Raw genomic sequence first — 19,595 nt, 5'->3', positions numbered from 1 at the left:
GTGGGCGCGGGACGGGAAGTCTGCGGGGCAGTCAAGGACAGCGGCGAGGGTTCGTTATGACCGACGCGGCGCCAACCCAACATGAACAGGATCGCTGTGCCCTGGTGCTGGGCGTGGGCAGTTTTGCCCAGAGCACGGCCACGATATTGCGCGACAACGGTGTCCGGGTGCTCACGTACCTGACGCGGGACTACGGTCATTGGCCGCCGCGGCTTGCCGGCCCTGCCTTCGCGGCCGACGAACTCCCCAGCCCCGTGCCGCTGCTGCAGCGGGAAAACGTCGGTCTGGTGATCCCGCAGTCCATTGACTGGGCGCGCGCGCCGTGGGCGGAGGAACTGATCCGATCCGGTGTGCCGGTGTTGTGTCCCACGGGCGAGGGGCTGCGCCTGGAACGGGAGCGGGATTATGCCCGGGCACTGTGCGAGCGGTTCGGCATCCCGTTTCCGAGATCGGTTGCCGTCCGGGACCGACGCGAGGCCTTGAGCTGGCTGGAGGCCCATCCGGGCCCGTACGTGATCAAGAATCCCCTGTGCGGCCCGTTCAGTCCGGTGCACACCATCGTTTGTGAGAGTGCCGGTGCCACACGGGCCTGGTTGGAGCGGGTGGACGATCGCGAGGGCCTGTTCCTGCAGAAGTACATGGGCCGGGCCGAGGTCGGACACATCGTGCTGGTCAGTGCGGGCGAGATCTGGTCGCTGGTCACCAATCAAGAATACAAACGGGCCTTCACGGGCAACCTGGGGATCGTGGCCGGTGCGCCGTTGGGCGGCATTGTGGAGGCCGATCCGGAGGACCGCTACGGGCTGGCCCGGTCGCTGGTGCACCCGCTGTTGCCCTGGTTGCGCGAGGTGGGCTTTCACGGCCCGCTCCAGGTGACCGCCGCACGTGCCCGGGACCGGTGGTGGGTTCTGGAGTACAACGTGCGAATCGGCGTGACCTCGGGAGCGATGTTTCTGCGGATGTTGGCCGATCCGTGGGAAACCTTGCATCGCGCGGCGCGAAACCTGAAACTGGAACCGCGCCTAGTTCCGGAACGGCGGTACGGTTGCTCGATCACCCTGGCCGGTTACGGGTATCCGTATGTCCAATTGAACGGTCCCGAAGTGCCAGTGGAGCTGACCGAGCCCCTGGAGCAGGAGGAGGCCGATCTCTGGTGGAACGAGGTGCGCCAGGACGAACAGGGCCGGCTCTGGGCCACCGGACACCGTCTGGCGGATGTCATCGGGTTCGGCACCACCTTGGAAACGGCCGTGGCCCGCGCCTACCGGAACATCCGGCGTCTGCGCAGTCCGGGCAGCTATTATCGGACGGACATCGGACAATGCCTCTGGCCGCCGGGTTGCGAGTAGGCCGCAGGGGATGTGCACCCGCACGAGGATGGACCGGCGGCAGGGAGGGGTCGCATGGGCGCGACGACACACATGGCGACAGAACGAGAAGTCCTGACCGGCCCGGCAAGGGCCGAAGACCGATCGGTGACCGCCGGAACCGGTGCGCCGGTGCGGACCTCCCCGGCCGGGCCGCCCCGCCCGGCGTGGGTCGAAGTGGACCTCGGCGCGGTGGCGCGGAATTATGCGCGCATCCGGCAGGAGGCACCGTCAGGGCTCGGGTTGCTGGCCGTGGTCAAGGACGATGCCTACGGACACGGTGCCGTGCCGATCGCGCGTCAGGCCATCCGCGCGGGAGCGCAGTTCCTGGCCGTGGCCACCCTGGCCGAGGGGATTCAACTTCGCGATGCCGGCATCCAGACACCCATCCTCCTGCTGGGCGAACGCCACCCGAGCGAGTTCTCGTGGGCCGTGCGTTACAACCTGACCTGTGTGCTGGGCGAACCACGCCTGGTGCCTCACCTGGCCCGGGCGGCCGAGGAGGCGCAGAAGCGGGTGCCCGTCCATGTCAAGATCAACACCGGGATGAACCGCTACGGCGTGCGCTGGGACGAAATGCGCGTCATGATCGAAGCCCTGAAGCAGGAGCGGGCCCTGCAGTGGGAGGGCGTGCTAAGCCATTTCGCCCAGTCGGACGAGACGGACAAGTCCTTCGCGCGCGAACAGCTCCGGCGGTTCCGAGAGGCTTTGGACGAACTCGAACGGTGCGGGATCCGGCCCCGCTGGCGGCACCTGTGCAACACGGGCGGGTACCTGGACCTGCCGGAGGCGCATTTCGACATGGTCCGGCTCGGCCTGCTGCCGTTGGGCGTCTATCCCTCGCGCGTGTGCCGGAGAATCGCCGGGTTGGAACCGGCCCTGTCGGTGAAGGCCCGCATCGTGGCCCTGCAACGGCTGCGCCCCGGCGACACCGTGGGCTATGGCATGCACTACCGGGCCCCCACACCCCGGCGCATCGCCGTGTTGCCGGTGGGATACGGCGATGGATTCCCCAGGGTCCGCAACGCGGGACACGTGCTCATCCGTGGCCGGCGGGCGCCCATCGTGGGCGGGGTCGCCATGGACGCCTTTGCCGTGGACATCACCGAGATTCCCGAAGCCGATCTGGGCGAGGAAGCGGTCCTGCTGGGACGCCAAGGGACGGAAACGATCACCGCGCTGGATCTGGCCGCACTGCGGCAGTCGGTGGTTTACGAGGCCCTGGTATGCTGGCAGCCTCGGCTGCCCCGACACTACCTCGACAGCGCGCCCGCGTCATGAAACTGCTCTTCTCGGAGGCCCGACCCGATTACGATCACTACATCTTCCCCTACGCCGTCTGGGCGTTTCCCGAACCGGGCGAAACACCCGCCGCCTTTTTCGCCGCCGGTTTTCTGCCCTCCTCCCGCCAGTTGGACCGCTTCTACCTCTGCCGCCAGATCCGGGTGGACCTGACCCGGTACCGTCCCTCCTCGGAAAACCGTCGCATCCTGCGGCGGGCCGAGCTCTTCGACGCCGAACTGCTGCCGCGCAGCCGGTTCGACTGGACGCCCGGCCACCGGGAACTCTGCCGCCGCTACGCGGAGACCCGTTTCGGGCCGGGCCGCATGACCCCGGAACGGCTGGACGAGCTCTTTCACTGCCCGATGACCACCCATGTGCTGCACGTGCGCCTGCGGAACGGGCAGCAGACCGTGGGACTGGCCACCCTCTACCTCGAGCCGCCACTGGTGGCGTACTACTCCTACGCCTTCTACGAATGGGAATGGCGCAAAGCCCAGCTCGGGATGTTCATGATGACCCACGCCGTGGACACACTGGCCCGGGCCGGCCTCCGCCACCTCCACCTGGGCACCTGCTACTCGGCCCGCGCCCTCTACAAAACCCAGTTCGCAGGGGTGCAGTTCTTCAACGGGTTCCGCTGGTCGGACAACCTCGACGAGCTGCACCATCTGCTCGAGCGGGACCGGCGCCCCGTGTTGGAAGGGCATCTGCTGGAAAGTCCGGATTATCGCGAACGATTCGGCCCGGACACATTGGCGGATCTGGCCGAGCGGTGGGGGATCACTGTCCGCTCCGTCCCGGCGGCAGCCGGTTACGATTCAGCGACCGAGCCCGCCCCGCATTGACGCTGCCCGCACGGGCCCACTAGGATGTTGGCCGGGGCAACGTCATGCTGGAAGCTCTGGAACAACTGTTGATCCTTCAGGATCGGGACCGCCAACTGCTGCGGGTGCGCGAGGAATTGGCCCAATTGGAACCCCAACGGGCCGCCCTGCGCGAGAGGCTCGAAACCGCCCGCCAGACACTCGAGGAGGCCCGGCAACGATTCCGCCAACTCGAAAACGAGCGCAGGCAATTGGAACTGGACGTCGCAGGCAAACAACAGCTCATCGAGCGCTACAGCCAGCAACAGTTGCAGACCCGGAAAAACGAGGAATACCAGGCGCTCACCTTGGAGATCAACCGGCTGAAGGAAGCGATCCGCCAGATCGAGGATCGCGAGCTGGACCTGATGGAACAGGCCGAGCAGGTCCAGAAAGAGATCCAATCCGCCCAGGACGCCCTGCGGGAAACCGAGGCCCGGGTGCGTGAGGAGGAAAACCTGCTGCAGCAACGGGAAAAGAACCTGAAGGCCGAGGGCGAACGTCTCCAGGCCGAGCGCACGCGTCTGGCCGAGGCACTGGACCCCGCCCTGCGGCAACGTTACGAACGTCTCCTGCGGACCCGCGGCGGCAATGTGGTGGTGGGCATCGCCCACGGTGTGTGCGGCGGCTGTCACATGCGGCTACCCCCGCAGGTGGTGGTGGACTGTCGGTCCGATCAGGACATCGTCACCTGCACCCACTGTGGCCGGATCCTTTACTACAGCCGCGAGATGAACATGGAGGTGGTGGACTGAGCGCAGGGGCGCCCGCGCCTCGCGCCGGGAGTGCCCGCGGCCGGGTGGCACGACCCGCCGCAGCACGAACCCGGGCCAGGCCGGCCCTTTCCCCCCGGACCGCCCACCTCCGCCCTTCGAACATGAGCCGCAAATCGCCAAGCCGTCGCCCAGCCGTCTCCACAAACAGCGGCGCCGAGTCAAAGGGCGCGCCGGCCGAGCCGGCCCGCGCGGCCCGTCCCCTGCAGGGCGAACCGGTCGTGTTCGGCCCCGAACATTTCATCAACCGGGAACTGAGCTGGCTGGAATTCAATCATCGCGTGCTGGAAGAGGCGATCCGCCCCGACAATCCGTTGCTGGAACGGCTGAAATTCTTCTGCATCGTCAGCAGCAACCTGGACGAGTTCTTCGAAATCCGGGTGGCAGGGCTCAAACAACAGATGGAGACCGGGTCCATCGAAACCGGCCCGGACGGGTTGACCCCGCGGCAGACCCTGCTGGCGATCCGGCGCCGCGTCCTGCGCATGGTCCGGGAGCACAACGCCTGCTGGCGCAACCAACTGGTGCCCGGGCTGGCCCGGCAGGGCATCCGTTTCCTGGGCCCGAAGGAATGGACCGACGCGGACCGTGCCTGGCTCGAGCAGTATTATCAAACAGTAATCCGACCCGTGCTCACGCCCCTGGCCATAGACCCGGCCCACCCTTTTCCGCTTCTGCTGAACCGGGCGTTGAACCTGGTGGTGCGGCTCGGGCGGACCGGGCGGCAGCCCACGGGGCCCCGCCTGGCGGTTCTGGAGGTGCCGCGGGTCCTGCCCCGGTTGCTCCGATTGCCGGGACGTGAAGGCCGGGCCGATTACGCGTTCCTCGGCGAGGTTGTGGGGCATTTCCTGACCGACTTGTTCCCCGAGCGGACGGTGCAGGGCTGGTGGCCCTTCCGCGTCACCCGCAACAGCGAGCTCTACATCGACGAGGAAGAAGTGGCCAACCTCCTGGCCGCCGTGGAGCAGGAATTGCAACGCCGGCGGCGCGGTGCAGCCGTGCGTCTCGAGGTGGCTCGCAACTGCCCGGCCGAGGTGCGCAGCGAGCTGCTGGAAAAACTCGGCCTGGGCCCGGAGGACCTCTACCTCGTGGACGGTCCGTTGAACCCCGCCCGGCTGATGGTCTTGTACGACGAACATCCCCGGCCGGAACTCCGCCACCCCACCTGGGTGGCGCCCGTGGCCCGCGCGCTTCAGGGTCGCGACGACCTCTTCGCCGCCATCCGGGAACGCGACATCCTGCTCCATCACCCCTATGAATCCTTCGAGAGCATCGTCACGCTGCTCCAGCAGGCCGCCCAGGATCCGGACGTGCTGGCCATCAAACAGACGCTCTACCGCACCGGGGGCGATCCCCGGATCGGCGCGGCCCTCATCGAGGCCGTCCGCAACGGCAAGACGGTCGCAGCCGTCGTCGAACTGCGTGCCCGCTTCGACGAGGCCAACAACATCCGGTGGGCCCGCCAACTCGAAGAGGCCGGCGTCCACGTCGTCTACGGTCTGGTGGGCTACAAGATCCACTGCAAGGCCACGCTCATCGTCCGCCGCGATCCCGACGGCATCCGGCGCTATGTCCACCTGGCCACCGGCAATTACAACCCCACCACCGCCCGGCAATACACCGACATCGGCCTGCTCACCTGCCGGCCCGACATCGGGGAAGACGTCACCGACCTTTTCAATCTCCTGACCGGCATGACGCAGTTCCAACCGCTGCGCCAGCTCTGGGTGGCGCCATTCGACCTGAAGACGCGGCTACTGTCCCTGATCGAACGCGAAAGCCGGCACGCCGGGGCCGGACTGCCCGCACGCATCATCGCCAAGATGAACTCCCTCGTGGACCGCGAGGTGATCGAGGCACTGTATCGGGCCTCCGGACAAGGCGTGTCCATCGACCTCATCGTTCGCGGCATCTGCTGTCTGCGTCCCGGACTGCGCAGGATCAGCGAGAACATTCGCGTCCGCAGCATCGTCGACCGATTCCTGGAGCACAGCCGCATTCTGTACTTCGAAAACGGCGGGCAGCCCGAGGTGTACCTCAGCAGCGCAGATTGGATGCCCCGTAACTTCCATCGCCGCATCGAAACCACCTTTCCCATCCTCGACGGCAACCTGCGCGACCGGATCATCCATGAGTTGTTGGCCCTCCCCCTGGCCGACAACACCCGCGCGCGGCTGTTGCAACCGGACGGCACCTACCGCCATGCGCGTCCCGCACCCGGCGAGCGTCCGCGCCGCAGCCAGTTCGAATTCCTCGAACGAGCCCGTTCCGGCCAAACCGGCCCCGGCCCGGGGCATCCATCGGGCTGGCCCAAAGTGCAGCTCCGGCCCCGGCCGTTCTAGCCTTCGGCCACCCCCCACCGCAAAGCCCGCGGCGCGCCCCGTTCTCGCTCAGCAACCGCCCTCGTCCTCGTCGAATTCCGACCGGACGATTGCTGCAAACACCAGGGCCGCCGTCTCGCTCCGCAACACTCTCGGCCCCAGCCCCACCGGTTCCACCCCGGCCGCCTCCAACGCCGCGCATTCCTCCGGCGAGAAATCCCCCTCCGGCCCCACATACGCAGCCACCGTCTCCGGAGGACGTTCCTGGTGCGCGGCGCGGTAGCGAAGGAGCCGGTGGCGCAAGGTCGCACCGACACGCCCCAGCGCACCGTACATCTCCAGGTCGAACGCCGGTCGCTGTTCCAGCCAGAGGCGCAGCGGCATCGGCCTGCCGATCTCGGGCAGCCAGGGACCCCCGCACTGCTTCAGCGCGTCCACCGTCACCCAACGCCATTTTTCCAGGCGCGCCTCCATCTCAGCCGGCCGGATGTGCACCACCGTGCGGGCGGTGAACACCGGCTGCACCCGGGCCACGCCCAGCTCGGTGGCCTTTTCCAGGATCTGTTCGAACGCACCCCCCTTCACCAACCCCACCACCAGCGTCAGCCGCCCGCGCGGGCGCGCATGCCGTCGCCGCTGCCGCACCCGGAGTCGAACCTCGCGCCGGCCGGTGCCGATCACCTCGGCCAGGGCGACCTGTCCCATCCCGTCCAGCAACTCGACCTGCTCCGATGACCGGACGCGCAGCACGTGCAGGGCATGATGCGTCTCCCGCGGACACAACGTCACCGTTTCGTCCGCCAGTTGCTCCGTTGCCACGTAGAATCGGTGCATGATGAACGAACCCGGCCCGATTGTTGAACCTGCCGGCCTCGCGCCGGATCTGCGGGAACGCCGCCCCGTTCTTTCGCACGGGCGCGCAGCCCGGCCGGGTCAGCGGAAGAATCGTTTGGCCTTTTCGAAGAACCGCTGCACGCCGGGAGTTTCCTGTCCGCTGCACAGGGCGGCGAACTCCTCCAGCTTGGCGCGCTGGGCCGCGGTGAGTTTCGTGGGCACCTCCACCGTCACGCGCACATGGAGGTCTCCACGACCCAGGCCCTGGACGCTGGGCACTCCCTTGCCCTTGAGCCGGAAAACCGTGCCCGGCTGGGTGCCCGGCGGAATCTTGATGGTCGCCTTCCCGTTGAGCGTGGGCACCTCGATCTCTCCCCCCAGCGCCGCCTGCACAAAGCTGATCGGCACCTCGCACAGGAGGTCGTCGCCCTCCCGATGGAAGATCTCGTGCGGCCGGACGTGTACGAACACGTACAGGTCGCCGGGCGGCCCGCCGCGCCAACCGGCCTCGCCGTTGCCCGCCGATCGCAACCGCGCCCCGGTGTCCACCCCCGGCGGGATCCGCAGTTTGATCCGCGTGGTGCGCTCCCGCCGGCCCGTGCCGCGGCAGGCCCGGCAGGGCCGCTCCACAACCACGCCCGCCCCCTGACAATGCGGACAGGTCTGGGCGATGCTGAAGATGCCACGGCTGGTGAAGACCTGGCCGCGCCCGCGACAGGTCTCGCAGGTGCGGGTGCGGGACCCGGGTTCCCTCCCCAGCCCGCGACAGGCCTCGCACCGTTCGGGCTTGGTCAGGGTGATCTCCTTCTCACACCCGTGAACGGCCTCCTCGAAGTCCAGCTCCAGATCGTAGCGCAGGTCGTCCCCGCGCTCGGGGGCCAGCGGATCGGCCCGCATGCCGCCTCCGAAGAACTCGTCGAAAATTGTCCCACCGGCCGACCCGAACACCTCGCGGAAGATCTCGAACGGATCGTGGAAACCGCCGCTCCAACCGGCCCCCGCCCCGGCAGCCCGTGCGCGGGGATCGAACGCCGCATGACCCATCTGGTCATAGGCGGCCCGCTTCTGCGGATCGCTCAGGACCTCGTAAGCCTCCGCGATCTCCTTGAACTTTTCCTCGGCCGTTTTGTCCCCGGGGTTCCGGTCGGGGTGGTACTTCAAGGCCAGCTTCCGGTACGCCTTCTTGATCTCTTCGACCGAGGCGTTCCGATCCACCCCGAGGACCTCGTAGTAATCCCGCTTGGCCATGGTTCAGCGGAACTCGGTTCAGTTGGCGGAAGCCGTGCCGGGTTGCTCCTTCTTGGGCGCCTGCGCCACCACCACACTGGCCGGGCGCAGCAGTCGGTTCCGCAGCTTGTAGCCCTTGCGGATTTGCCGGACCACGTGATGGTCCGGCACATCGGTTCGCTCCTCCACAGCCACCGCCTCGTGAAGGGACGGATCGAAAGGCTGCCCCGTGGCGTCAACCTCGGTCAGACCCGCCTCCTGCAAAACCGATCTCAGTTGTTGCCAAACCAACCGAACACCCTCCTCGAGCTTGTCCTGGGCCGGTTTCTCCGGCGAGCCCAACGCCGCCAGGGCCGCTTCGAAGCTGTCCAGGACCGGAATCAACTTCGTCAGCAGCGCCTGATGCGCATGGTCCAGAACCTCCTGCTTCTCGCGGGCGGTCCGTTTCCGGTAATTGTCGAAATCCGCCGCCGTCCGCAGCAGCCGGTCGCGAAATTCCTCGGCCTGGTCCGCTCGCCGGCGCAGGTCCTCGAACTCCTGCGCCGTCAGCGTGACCGGTTGGCCGTCCCCCGAAGAAGACGCGCCCACCGCCTGCACCTCCTCTCCGGCCGGGGCAGCCGGAGCGGTCTCCCGGGGACCTTCCCCCTGCGCCGCCGCCGCGGCAGTTTGCGACTCCTTGTCCTGATCGGGTTTCGATTGTGGGTCCTGCATCGCCATCTTCCAAAAACGCTTCCAGTTCAAACACTGAGAGAATAGGCCATCCACGCCCGGGGGGCAACCGCCGGTGCCGCCCGCCTCACGCGGCCGTTTCCACGCGCACGGACGGAACGGCTTGCATCGGCCGCATTTATCCACATCTTTTGACCCGTTTGTGCTATGGAGGAAAGCCTCATCAGCTCGTGCGTCATCGGACAGGGGCAACAGCCGGTTCAACCCTGTTCCATCGTCCTGTTTGGAGCCAGCGGCGATCTGACCCGCCGCAAACTCATGCCCGCACTTTTTCACCTCTTCCAAGCCGGGCAGTTGCCGGACCCCTTCCGTATCATTGGCGTGGCCCGCCGTCCCTACACCGACGACTCGTGGCGCGAGGAACTGCGTGCGGCAGTCCAAAAACACGGCCGCCCGCCGGGGCCGTCCGACCAGGAGTGGGAACGTTTCGCCGCGCGCATTTTCTACTGCCGGGGCGACCTCGACGAGCCCGAGACGTATCGTCTCCTGGCCGGACGCCTGCAGGAGGCCGAGTCCGACGAACTCCGACACAACATCCTCTTCTACCTGGCCACCCGCCCCAGCCAGTTCGCCGAAGTGGTGGAGCACCTGCACCGGCAGGGCCTGGTTCAGTCCCGCCCCGACAAGGGTTGGCAACGCATCGTCGTGGAGAAACCGTTCGGACATGATCTGGCCTCGGCGCGCGCGCTGAACGAGACCCTGGCCCGCTTCGTTTCGGAGGAACAACTCTTCCGCATTGACCACTACCTGGGCAAGGAGACCGTCCAGAACATCATGATGTTCCGGTTCTCCAACGCGGCGTTCGAACGGTTGTGGAACCGCGACGCCATCGAACAGATCCAGATCACCGTCAGCGAGACCGCCGGCGTGGGCGACCGCGCCGGTTACTACGAGGAGGCCGGCGCCCTCCGCGACATGCTGCAAAACCACCTCCTCCAGGTCCTGGCCCTCGTCACCATGGAACCGCCCGTCTCCCTGGAGGCCGAATCCATCCGCGACGAAAAGGTCAAGCTCCTGCGTTCCGTGCGGCGTTACACGCCCGACCAGGCCGCCCGACACGTCGTCCGTGGCCAGTACACCGCCGGCCAGGTGGACGGCCGGGCGGTGCCCGCCTACCGGGAGGAACCGCGCGTCCGACCCGATTCCTGCGTGGAAACCTATGTCGCCGCGAGGCTGTTCCTGGACAACTGGCGCTGGAGTGGTGTGCCCATCTACCTCCGGACCGGCAAACGCCTGGCCCGCACCGTCAGCGAGGTGCGCATCCAGTTCCGGCCCACGCCGCACGTCCTCTTCGCCGCCCAATGCTCCCCCACACCGGCCCCCAACGCCGTCACCCTGCGGCTCCAGCCGCGTGAAGGAATCTCCCTCCGCTTCAACGGCAAGGTCCCCGGACTGGACCTGCGCGCCCGGCCCGTGCGCATGCATTTCGATTACAACGCAGAGTTCGGCGCCTACACGCCGGAGGCCTATGAACGACTCCTCCGCGACGCCCTGGCCGGCGACGCCACGCTCTTCCTCCGTCGCGACGAAATCGAGGCCGCCTGGGCCATCGCCGACTGCCTCCGCGCCGGGTGGGAAGACCGGCCCCTCACAGACTCCGAGTTCTACCCGGCCGGCAGCTGGGGACCGCCGGCCGCCGACACCATGATCGCCGCCATGGGCCACACCTGGCACGAACCCCTCTGGATCCCGTGAAATCATCGTACGATCTGGCCACGTTTCCCGACGCCGCCGCCCTGGCCGCCACCGTGGCCGGTGAGTTGACCGCCCGGCTCCGTCACCTCCACACCACCGGATCCCGCGTGGCAGTGGCGCTCTCCGGCGGGCGGATTGCCGTCCCTCTCTTCAACACCTTGCGATCGCACCTGGAAATGGAGACCGGCTGGCGCGACACCGTGCATTGGTTCTGGGCAGACGAACGGCTCCTGCCACATGACGATCCCCGGAGCAATTACCGGCTCGCGCGCCTCCACCTCCTGGATCCATTGAACGTGCCCGCTGAGCGGCGGCACCCGGTCCCCTGTGCCCGCGATCCCGTCGCCGCCGCCCGTCAGGCGGACGAAGAACTGCGGCAGGCCCTCGGGTTCGGACAACCGGACGTCCCGGTCCTGGACCTGGTCCTTCTGGGCATGGGTGAGGACGGACACATAGCCTCGTTGTTTCCCGGTGTGCCGGTTGAGGTTCCCCGTCCACACGCGGCATTCGCCGGTGTCCGAGGCGCGCCCAAGCCACCACCGGACCGGGTCACGCTTACCTGGGAGGCTCTCGCCGCGGCACAAACGGTATGGGTCCTGGTCTCCGGGCCGGGCAAGGGTGCGGCGCTCCAACGGGCGTTGAAGGGCGACGACGAGGTGCCCTTGGGACGACTGCTGCAGCTTCGGTCCGGCACCCGCCTCTTCGTGGAGAAGGCAGCCCTGCCCTCCTGAGCCACCCGCCGCACCACGCAGGTCGGCCCTGCCAGCAGGGGCTGTCAGCACGCGGTGACCCCGGGTATGGCGGAAGCCAGCCGGGAAAGTCCCGCACGAAACACGATGCAGAAGGCAACGTGGCGGTTTCGCCCGGCCGAATCACCATTCCACAATGGCCGCCGCCCAGGTCAGGCCGGCTCCAAAGGCCACCAGCATCACCAGGTCGCCCTTCCGGATGCGTCCGGCCTGCACCGCCTCGTCCAGGGCGATGACCACCGAAGCAGCCGAGGTGTTGCCGTAGCGGTCCAGGTTCACGAACATCTGCTCGGGCCGGGCTCCGAGCCGTTCGGCCACCGCGTCAATGATCCGGCGGTTGGCCTGATGGGGAATGATGCACCTCAGATCCTCCACGCGCAGTCCGCAACGGTCCAGGGCCGCTTGCGCCGCCTTGTGCATGGCGGTGACGGCGTTCTTGAAGGTCTCGCGGCCGTCCATGCGGAGGTAATGAAGCCGCGCGGCCACGGACTGTGCGGTGGCCGGGCATCGGCTGCCCCCGCCCGGCATGCAGAGGGCGTCGGCCCGGCTTCCGTCGGCTCCCATCACGGTGGTCAACAGTCCGTGGGAGTGGGGTCGGTGTTGGAGCACCACCGCACCGGCACCGTCGCCGAACAGCACGCACGTGTTCCGATCCGTCCAGTCAATGATGGACGAAAGCTTTTCGGCGCCGATGACCAGGACCGTGTCGCAGGTCCGGGAGATCACGAACTGCTGTCCGACCTCCAGACCGTAGAGGAAACCGGAGCAGGCCGCCTCGAGATCAAACGCCGCCGCGCGTGTGGCGCCGATGCGCGCCTGCACCAGACAGGCCGTGGCGGGAAAGGGCATGTCCGGTGTGATGGTGCAGACGATGATGAGGTCCACCGCCTCGGCGGGCACGCCGGCGTTTTGAAGGGCGCGCCGGGCGGCCTCGGTGGCCATGTCGCTGGTGAATTCGTTCTCGGCCGCCAGGCGCCTTTCCTTGATGCCTGTCCGGGTGGTGATCCACTGGTCGGTGGTCTCCACCATTTTTTCGAGGTCCGCGTTCGTCAGCACGCGGGCAGGCACGTAGCTGCCCACCCCGGTGATGGAACAGGTGCGGCCGAGAAACTGATGCTGCGCGCGCGGGTGGCGGACCCGACCGGCGGTGGGCGGTGTCATGGCAGGCTGGGGGCGGATGGGGCCGGCCGATCCTCCAACAGTGCGTTGGTGGCGGCGATCTGCTCGGCGATGGTTTCACGGACGTGATGGCGGAGGGTCTGGGCGGTGATCAGCAGGGCGCTGCACCAGGCCCGTTCGCGAGCCGAACCATGGACTTTCAACACCGTGCCCCGGAAGCCGAGCAGCGGCGCGCCGCCGTAGGCTTCCGGGTCCAATCGCCGCCGCAGCGTGCGGAACGCGTTGCCGGCCAGCATGGCCCCCAACCGCCGCTTCAAATTGCGGTTCAACTCCCGCTTGAGCATGCCGAACATCGCCAGGGCCAGACTTTCACAGGTTTTCAGGATCACATTCCCCACGAACCCGTCGCACACCACCACATCCACCCGGTCGGCAAACAGATCGTGTCCCTCGATGTTGCCCACGAAATTCAGCGGGGTCCGCTTCAGCAACTTGAACGCCTCCTGGGTCAGTTCGTTGCCTTTGCCGTCCTCGCGGCCCACGTTCATGAGCCCCACACGCGGAGAGGCCACCTGCAGCACCTCCCGGGCATAGACGCTGCCCATCACCGCGTACTGGACCAGATGCAGCGGCTTGCACTCGATGTTCGCCCCGGCGTCCACCAGGACGAACGCCCGTTCGGGGGTGGGTATCACCGCCGCAATCGCGCCCCGGTCCACACCCGGCAATCGACCCAGCTTGAAGGTCGCCGCGGCAAAGATCCCGCCGGTGTTGCCCATGGAAATGGCCGCATCCGCCTCTCCGGCTGCCACCAGCTCCAGGGCGCGAATGATGGAACAATCCGGCTTGCGGCGCAGCGCCTGAACCGGACGGTCGTCCATGGTGAGGACCTCCGCCGCGTGGACCACCCGGAGACAGTCATCCTGCAGCCCCTGATCCCGCAGCTCCTGCTCGATCCGGTCCTGCTGCCCCACCAGAAACACCACGCCCGGCCGGAACCCGGACCGAAGCGCCATCCGCAGTCCTCCGATCACCACACCGGGGCCGTGGTCGCCCCCCATGACATCGACCGCAATCCGCATAAAGCGACGGCGGCGGTAACCACCGCTACCGCCGCCCTCTCCGCCCGCCAGCCGCTCAATCGCCGGCGGTGACACTCACAATCTGACGGCCCTTGTAATATCCGCACGCGGGGCAGACCCGGTGCGGCCGCGTCGGTTCCCCGCACTGAGGGCAGGGATTCAACTGCGGCAGCCTCATCACACTGTTGTAAGCCCGGCGCATCCGCTGCCGGCTGCGCGACGGTTTGCGTTTCGGTACACCCATAAGCCTTCCTTTATTCCAAATTCAACTCGTCCAGCTTGGACCAGACCGAGGGCGCGGCCCATCCTTTCCAAGGATCCGCAAGGGCAGCCCTCCCCGGCTCCGAATGCAACAGTCCGGGGCATCCCGGCTCGCACAACGGATGGAGCGGAAACGCCAGCAGAATATCGTCGCGCACGTAGGGGGTCAAGTCCACCAGGTCACCCTCCGGAATCGCCCGTTCCGGCCCGGTCAGCGGCACCACGCAGCGCCACTGTTCCAGCAGCACCCGATGCCGCACCGGACGCAAACAGCGCACACATGTACAGTCCAGTTCCAACTCCAGCCGGCCTTCCAGCAACAGGTCGTGGGAAACCCGGCTCACCTGAAGCGCATATCGCAGGGGCCCGCCCACGGCAATCATCGCGTCCCGGGTCTCCAGCTCGAGTTCCTCGGCCGTGAGGGTGCCCGCCAGACGGATGTCCTCCCGGACCAGCCGTTCCAGACTCACCTGCAGCGGTTTCATGACTCGTTCCTCCGAACCTGCAGTTTCTGCCGCAAGGCCCGCTCCACCACCGGCGGCACGAACGGACGGATCTCACCTCCCAACGCGGCAATCTCCTTGACCATCCGCGAGCTCAGAAAGGTGTAGCTCTCGTTCGGCATCATGAAAATGGTCTCGAACGCCTCGTTCAATTTCCGGTTCATCAACGCCAGCTGGAATTCCCACTCGAAGTCCGAGACCGCCCGCAACCCGCGCACGACCGCCTGCGCTCCGCGCCGCCGCACATAATCGGCCAGCAACCCGCCAAACGCATCGGCCTCGGCATTGGGAATGTGCGCAATGGCCTCCCGCACCAGCGCCAGCCGCTCCTCGATGGTGAAGAGGGGGTTCTTGCCGTCATTCCGCGCCACCGCCACCACGACCCGGTCGAACAGGCGGGCCGCACGCTCCGCCACGTCCACATGGCCGTTGGTGATGGGGTCGAAACTCCCCGCATAGACCACCAGTCGCATGCGCCGCAATGTAGCACGCCCCCGGCGGCTTCCCAACGACAAAGGCAGACGGACCCCGGCCCCGCAAACTGCCCCGGCTCCGCCCGCACCAAGCCGGGCAGCCCGCAGTTCCCGGGTCGAGCTCCGGATGCCCGGTCCCGTGCCTTGGCCCCGCTGCTTCACGCCCGGCCCCTGCCATGCCCCGGGCCGCGGCACACCGCAGCCACCCGGACGGCCGGACCGGGCGCCGGGCTTCAGCCCTGGGGCAACTCCTGCTTCAGCAGCTCCAGGAAATGCTTCATCGCGGGTGAGAGCACCTTGTTCTTCTTGATGATCGCCGCCATGGGCCGTTCGATCCGGCCGTCCTCCAGCGGAATGGCCACCAGCGTCTTGTTGGCGACCTCCTGGGACACGGTGGTCCGGGGCACGATGGAGATGCCGGCGCCGATCTCCACGGCCCGCTTCACCGTCTCGATGTTGTCAAACTCCATCACGTACCGAACCGAGACCCCCTGCTCGCGCATCGCACGGTCCAACGCCTTGCGCGTGGGAATGTCCGGGCGGAATCCCACGAACCGTTCCCCCTCCAGCGCCTTCAGTTTGAGGTTCTTCGCCTTCGCCAGCGGATGATCCGGCGCGCAGATGACCACCATTGGCGTTTTCCGCAGCGGAATGATCTCCAGCTTGTTGTCCCGCCACGGATACGCCACCAGCCCCATGTCCACCACGTTGCCCTGCACGTCCTCGTACACCTGATCGGCGTGGCGGTAGTCCACCTGCACCGTCACCGTGGGATAGGTCTTCATGAACTGCTTGATGTACGGCGGCAGGTCGTGCAGGCCGATGCTGTAAATCGTGGACACCCGGACCGTGCCGGAAATGATGTCCTTCAGCTCCTGCAGCTTGTGATGGAGCGCCTCGTAGGTGGCAATGATCTGTTTGCTGTACTGATAAAGGACCTCCCCTTCCCGCGTCAGCCGGAACCGCTTCTTGCTCCGCTCGATCAACAGCGACTTGAACTGCCGCTCCAGCGAGCTGATCTGCTGGCTGACCGCCGACTGCGTCACGCCGTTGATCTGAGCCGCCTTCGTGAAGCTCTCCGTCTCCGCCAAATCACAGAAAACTTTCAAACTTTCGATTTGCATAAGGAAAGTAGAGGCTAATTGAGGCAATCAGTCAATCATGTTATTTAATGATCCGGGCGGTCTCCGGAAAGGAGCAGGCCTGCCCTAAGCCGGGCGCCCGGTGCCCGGGGCGGCGGGCGAAAACCCCGGTTCAAAGCGTCCGAAGGGCCGCCTCGTAGGCCCTTCGGAGTTCGGAGAATCCCCGCCATCGCGGGAGGGGGCGGCCATCCAGTTCGCAAGCCTCCACCGGGCCCAGGCTGCTCAGGGTGAAGAAGAGACCCTGTGCATCCCGCACCTGCTCGAGCGGGAGCGTCCCCTCCCGCACCGTCCAACCCAGCTTTCTGCAGTGGTCCGCCACCCAACGTCGTGTGATGCCGTCCAGGGCGCCCTCGTGCGGTCCCGGTGACCAGAGCTCCTCGCCCCTGACCCAGAATACGTTGGCACTGGCCCCCTCCACCACCCGGCCTGCCTCGTCCAGAATCAACGCCTCGTCGGCCCCCGCGGCGTCCGCGTCGGCCCGGGCCAGGATCTGCGGAAGCCGGTTGCAAACCTTGTAGGGGGCGAGCATCCGGGGGCCGGTTCCCCGGATGCGCGAAGTGACCACGCGCCAGCCCGCGGGTGCACCCGTTGCCGGGGGCGCGGGATGAAGCGTGACCAGCAAGGTGGGCGGTCCCGCTCCACGCGGCGAGTACCCGCGTGGTCCGGGGCCGCGCGACAGCGTCATTCGCAACACGCCGTCCCGGGCGTGGTTCAGCCGGAAAAGTTCCTGCCACACCCCGGCCAGCTCCGCGTCGGACCATGCCAGCGGGATCCCCAGAAAAGCCGCCCCGGCCCGAAAGCGCCGCAGGTGTTCGGCAGCCAGAAACGGCCGCCCGTCCACCACCCGCAACGTTTCGAAGATGCCGTCCCCGTACAGGAATCCGCGGTCCAGGGCCGGCACCCTTGCCTCCCCGACAGGAAGGAACCGCCCGTTCAGAAAGACCATCATGGTACGCGCGCCCCGGTGAGATTCACCAGGTCTCGATCCCGTGCCGCACCCGCCTGCAGCGCCTCCCACCATCCACGCGCCTTGGCGAGCGTCTCCTCGTATTCGGCTTCCGGGTCCGAATCGGCGACGATCCCGGCCCCCACCGGATGATGGATCCGCCCCCCTTCGCAGCATGCCGTGCGGATGATCATCTGCAGGCGGCTCTCCCTGTTGAATCCCAGAGCGCCGAGGGCGCCGGTGAAGAAGCTCCGGTGCACCGGCTCCAGCTCCTCGATGATCTGCCTGGCCCGCACCTTCGGCGCGCCCGTGACGCTGCCGCCCGGGAACACGGCCGCCAACGCCTCCAGATGCGACACTTCAGGCCGCAGTCGTCCTTCCACCGTGGAGACCAGGTGATGCACCTGCGGATGACTCTCCACACAGGCCAGTTCCGGCACGCACACCGATCCGAATTCGCAGATCCGGCCCAGATCGTTCCGCAGCAGATCGGTGATCATCACCAGCTCGGCGTTCTCCTTGGGACTGGACCGAAGTTCCCGCATTCGGGCCTGGTCCGACTCCGGGTCGTCGCCCCGCGGGCGGGTGCCCTTGATGGGGCGCGTGACGATGTGCGCGCCGCTCATGCGAAGAAACAGTTCCGGCGAGGCGGAGACCAATTGAAACGATCCGCCGTTCAAATACGCCGAACCCGGTGCCGGCGTAACGGAGCGCATCCGGCGGTACAGGGTCCAAGCCCGGACCCTCCCGCATACCGTCAACCGATGCGAAAGGTTCACCTGGTAGATGTGCCCCAGTCGGATGTACTCGAGTGCCCGCCGGACCGACCGCACGAATCCCTGCCGGCCCAGGCTGGACCGGACCGGACCGCAGGGTGCCGGTTCCCCTTCCGGCTCCCCCGGGACACGTTCCTCAGCGATCGCCTGCCAGCCGGCGATCTGTTCCCGCGCCCGCCGGCTCGAGCGCGAACCGTCCGGTCCCAGTCCCGTGGCCACCACCCAGGTCTTGCCCAGCAGATGGTCCCAACAGACCAGGCTCTCGTACAAGCCGACCCATGCATCCGGCAGCTCCAGATCCCTGCAGGCACGCGGGACGACCGACGGTTCCACGAACCGGCCCAGTCCATACCCCCAGAACCCGAACATCCCGCCCAAGGGAAACGGCAGGTCCGGCTCGTCAGGCAGCTCGTATCGGGACCACAATGCCTGCAGCCATTGCCAGGGGTTTCCATAAACCACCCCCGCCGGTCCGCAGCGGCTGCCGGCATCGCGGCCGCACCATTCGATCCGCGATCCCCAGACCGACACGCTCAGAAAAGGCCGGGTGACCAGGAAGGAAAACCGGGCCTGCCGGGCATCAGGCCAGCCGCCCTGCAACAGAATCGTCCCCGGCTCGTCCACGACCCGGGCAGCCAGCTCCTCCGGGGTCGGCGCCCCCTTCCAATCGAGGATGCGCACCTGCATCGGCATGCTATCTTTGTCCCTTGACGCCGGTCAGGCAAAGGCCTTCGAGGCACGCCGCGGGACGCCCTTCTCCTCCCGATAGGCGAGGATGGCCTCGACCGCCTCTTCCACACTGTCGGTGACCAGGAAGAGGTCGAGGTCCTCCGGCGAGATGAACTGGCGGCCCAGCATCTGCCTGCGCATCCAGTCGAGCAAACCCCGCCAGAACGGGCGTCCGAACAGGATCAGGGGAAATCGCGGAATCCGTTCCGTCTGCACCAGCGTGGAGATCTCGGCAAACTCATCCAGGGTGCCGAACCCGCCCGGCATGAACACAAACCCGCAACTGTACTTCACGAAGCAGACCTTGCGGGCAAAGAAATAGTGAAAATGCAACGGCACGTTGGCGTACCGGTTGCCCTTCTGTTCCCGGGGCAGCTCGATGTTCAATCCGACGGACCTGCCCCTGGCCAGGGCCGCCCCCTTGTTGGCCGCCTCCATGATGCCCGGGCCGCCACCGGTGATGACGGCAAACCCGTGACGGGCCAGTTGCCGGGCCAGCTCCACAGCCGCCTGGTAATAGGGGTCGGAGCGTTTCATGCGCGCCGACCCGAACACCGAAACCGCGGGGCCGATCCGTGACATGACCTCGAAAGATTCCACGAACTCCGCCATGATGCGGAAGATCCGCCACGGGTCCTCCTTGAAGAAGTGGTTCTGCTGATTGTCGCTCGGCTGTACGTCCGTTGCCATGGCCGGGAGCATAGAGGGGAACGGGGCCGTTG

Annotated in this window: 19 protein-coding genes; 7 read left to right on the top strand and 12 right to left on the bottom strand. The window is 67.0% G+C overall.

Annotated features, from left to right (window positions below; genetic code table 11):
- The first annotated feature begins 56 nt into the window (after positions 1 to 56).
- The 5 genes from ACPDIX_RS00695 (at position 57) to ppk1 (ending at position 6,629) form a co-directional block, all read left to right on the top strand.
- Positions 57 to 1,349, top strand: coding sequence for a phosphoribosylglycinamide synthetase C domain-containing protein (locus tag ACPDIX_RS00695; protein WP_423429844.1), 1,293 nt, complete (start codon positions 57 to 59; stop codon positions 1,347 to 1,349).
- A 54-nt stretch (positions 1,350 to 1,403) separates the two neighbouring features.
- Positions 1,404 to 2,648 (top strand): alanine racemase, encoded by a 1,245-nt coding sequence (gene alr / locus ACPDIX_RS00690; RefSeq protein WP_423429843.1) that lies wholly within the window; start codon positions 1,404 to 1,406, stop codon positions 2,646 to 2,648.
- Complete coding sequence (locus tag ACPDIX_RS00685) at positions 2,645 to 3,496, top strand: hypothetical protein (protein WP_423429842.1); 852 nt, start codon at positions 2,645 to 2,647, stop codon at positions 3,494 to 3,496. Before alr ends, ACPDIX_RS00685 begins: the two co-directional genes overlap by 4 nt.
- A gap of 44 nt (positions 3,497 to 3,540) precedes the next feature.
- Positions 3,541 to 4,269: a zinc ribbon domain-containing protein gene (locus ACPDIX_RS00680; protein WP_423429841.1), complete on the top strand. Its 729-nt coding sequence runs from the start codon at positions 3,541 to 3,543 to the stop codon at positions 4,267 to 4,269.
- 122 nt (positions 4,270 to 4,391) lie between these two features.
- Positions 4,392 to 6,629 (top strand): polyphosphate kinase 1, encoded by a 2,238-nt coding sequence (gene ppk1 / locus ACPDIX_RS00675; RefSeq protein WP_423429840.1) that lies wholly within the window; start codon positions 4,392 to 4,394, stop codon positions 6,627 to 6,629.
- 48 nt (positions 6,630 to 6,677) lie between these two features.
- Here ppk1 and ACPDIX_RS00670 read toward each other — a convergent pair whose 3' ends face one another.
- The 3 genes from ACPDIX_RS00670 to ACPDIX_RS00660 form a co-directional block, all read right to left on the bottom strand.
- Positions 6,678 to 7,442 carry an RsmE family RNA methyltransferase gene (locus tag ACPDIX_RS00670; protein ID WP_423429839.1) on the bottom strand — a complete coding sequence of 255 codons (765 nt, stop codon included), beginning with the start codon at positions 7,440 to 7,442 and terminating at the stop codon, positions 6,678 to 6,680.
- A 99-nt stretch (positions 7,443 to 7,541) separates the two neighbouring features.
- On the bottom strand, positions 7,542 to 8,690 hold the full coding sequence (gene dnaJ / locus ACPDIX_RS00665; RefSeq protein ID WP_423429838.1) for a molecular chaperone DnaJ: 1,149 nt from the start codon (positions 8,688 to 8,690) through the stop codon (positions 7,542 to 7,544).
- Positions 8,691 to 8,708: 18 nt separating this feature from the next.
- Positions 8,709 to 9,380 carry a nucleotide exchange factor GrpE gene (locus ACPDIX_RS00660; protein WP_423429837.1) on the bottom strand — a complete coding sequence of 224 codons (672 nt, stop codon included), beginning with the start codon at positions 9,378 to 9,380 and terminating at the stop codon, positions 8,709 to 8,711.
- A 165-nt stretch (positions 9,381 to 9,545) separates the two neighbouring features.
- Here ACPDIX_RS00660 and zwf point away from each other — a divergent pair, with 165 nt between their 5' ends.
- Together zwf and pgl are read left to right on the top strand one after the other, a co-directional pair.
- Complete coding sequence (zwf, locus tag ACPDIX_RS00655; protein ID WP_423429836.1) at positions 9,546 to 11,093, top strand: glucose-6-phosphate dehydrogenase; 1,548 nt, start codon at positions 9,546 to 9,548, stop codon at positions 11,091 to 11,093.
- Positions 11,090 to 11,824 carry a 6-phosphogluconolactonase gene (gene pgl / locus ACPDIX_RS00650; RefSeq protein WP_423429835.1) on the top strand — a complete coding sequence of 245 codons (735 nt, stop codon included), beginning with the start codon at positions 11,090 to 11,092 and terminating at the stop codon, positions 11,822 to 11,824. The genes zwf and pgl overlap by 4 nt, the downstream gene beginning before the upstream one ends.
- Positions 11,825 to 11,965: 141 nt before the next feature.
- Here pgl and ACPDIX_RS00645 read toward each other — a convergent pair whose 3' ends face one another.
- From ACPDIX_RS00645 to ACPDIX_RS00605, 9 genes are all read right to left on the bottom strand, one after another.
- Positions 11,966 to 13,003, bottom strand: coding sequence for a beta-ketoacyl-ACP synthase III (locus tag ACPDIX_RS00645; RefSeq protein ID WP_423429834.1), 1,038 nt, complete (start codon positions 13,001 to 13,003; stop codon positions 11,966 to 11,968).
- On the bottom strand, positions 13,000 to 14,043 hold the full coding sequence (plsX, locus tag ACPDIX_RS00640) for a phosphate acyltransferase PlsX (RefSeq protein ID WP_423429833.1): 1,044 nt from the start codon (positions 14,041 to 14,043) through the stop codon (positions 13,000 to 13,002). The genes ACPDIX_RS00645 and plsX overlap by 4 nt, the downstream gene beginning before the upstream one ends.
- 55 nt (positions 14,044 to 14,098) lie before the next feature.
- Entirely contained in the window at positions 14,099 to 14,287 is a 189-nt protein-coding gene (gene rpmF, locus ACPDIX_RS00635; RefSeq protein ID WP_423429832.1) for a 50S ribosomal protein L32, read from the bottom strand.
- Between the two features lie 10 nt (positions 14,288 to 14,297).
- Positions 14,298 to 14,789 (bottom strand): YceD family protein, encoded by a 492-nt coding sequence (locus tag ACPDIX_RS00630; RefSeq protein ID WP_423429831.1) that lies wholly within the window; start codon positions 14,787 to 14,789, stop codon positions 14,298 to 14,300.
- Complete coding sequence (coaD, locus tag ACPDIX_RS00625) at positions 14,786 to 15,280, bottom strand: pantetheine-phosphate adenylyltransferase (protein WP_423429830.1); 495 nt, start codon at positions 15,278 to 15,280, stop codon at positions 14,786 to 14,788. The genes ACPDIX_RS00630 and coaD overlap by 4 nt, the downstream gene beginning before the upstream one ends.
- A 233-nt stretch (positions 15,281 to 15,513) precedes the next feature.
- Positions 15,514 to 16,389, bottom strand: coding sequence for a LysR family transcriptional regulator (locus ACPDIX_RS00620; RefSeq protein ID WP_423429829.1), 876 nt, complete (start codon positions 16,387 to 16,389; stop codon positions 15,514 to 15,516).
- Between the two features lie 145 nt (positions 16,390 to 16,534).
- Complete coding sequence (locus ACPDIX_RS00615; protein ID WP_423429828.1) at positions 16,535 to 17,371, bottom strand: aminotransferase class IV; 837 nt, start codon at positions 17,369 to 17,371, stop codon at positions 16,535 to 16,537.
- Positions 17,368 to 18,837, bottom strand: coding sequence for an anthranilate synthase component I family protein (locus ACPDIX_RS00610; protein WP_423429827.1), 1,470 nt, complete (start codon positions 18,835 to 18,837; stop codon positions 17,368 to 17,370). Before ACPDIX_RS00610 ends, ACPDIX_RS00615 begins: the two co-directional genes overlap by 4 nt.
- 24 nt (positions 18,838 to 18,861) lie before the next feature.
- Positions 18,862 to 19,563 (bottom strand): TIGR00730 family Rossman fold protein, encoded by a 702-nt coding sequence (locus ACPDIX_RS00605; protein WP_423429826.1) that lies wholly within the window; start codon positions 19,561 to 19,563, stop codon positions 18,862 to 18,864.
- Between the last annotated feature and the right edge of the window lie 32 nt (positions 19,564 to 19,595).

The sequence above is a fragment of the Limisphaera sp. 4302-co genome (assembly GCF_049537155.1).
GTDB lineage: Bacteria > Verrucomicrobiota > Verrucomicrobiia > Limisphaerales > Limisphaeraceae > Limisphaera.
The sequence above is the reverse complement of the archived record's forward strand: the minus strand, read 5'-3'. Positions and strand labels throughout refer to the sequence as shown.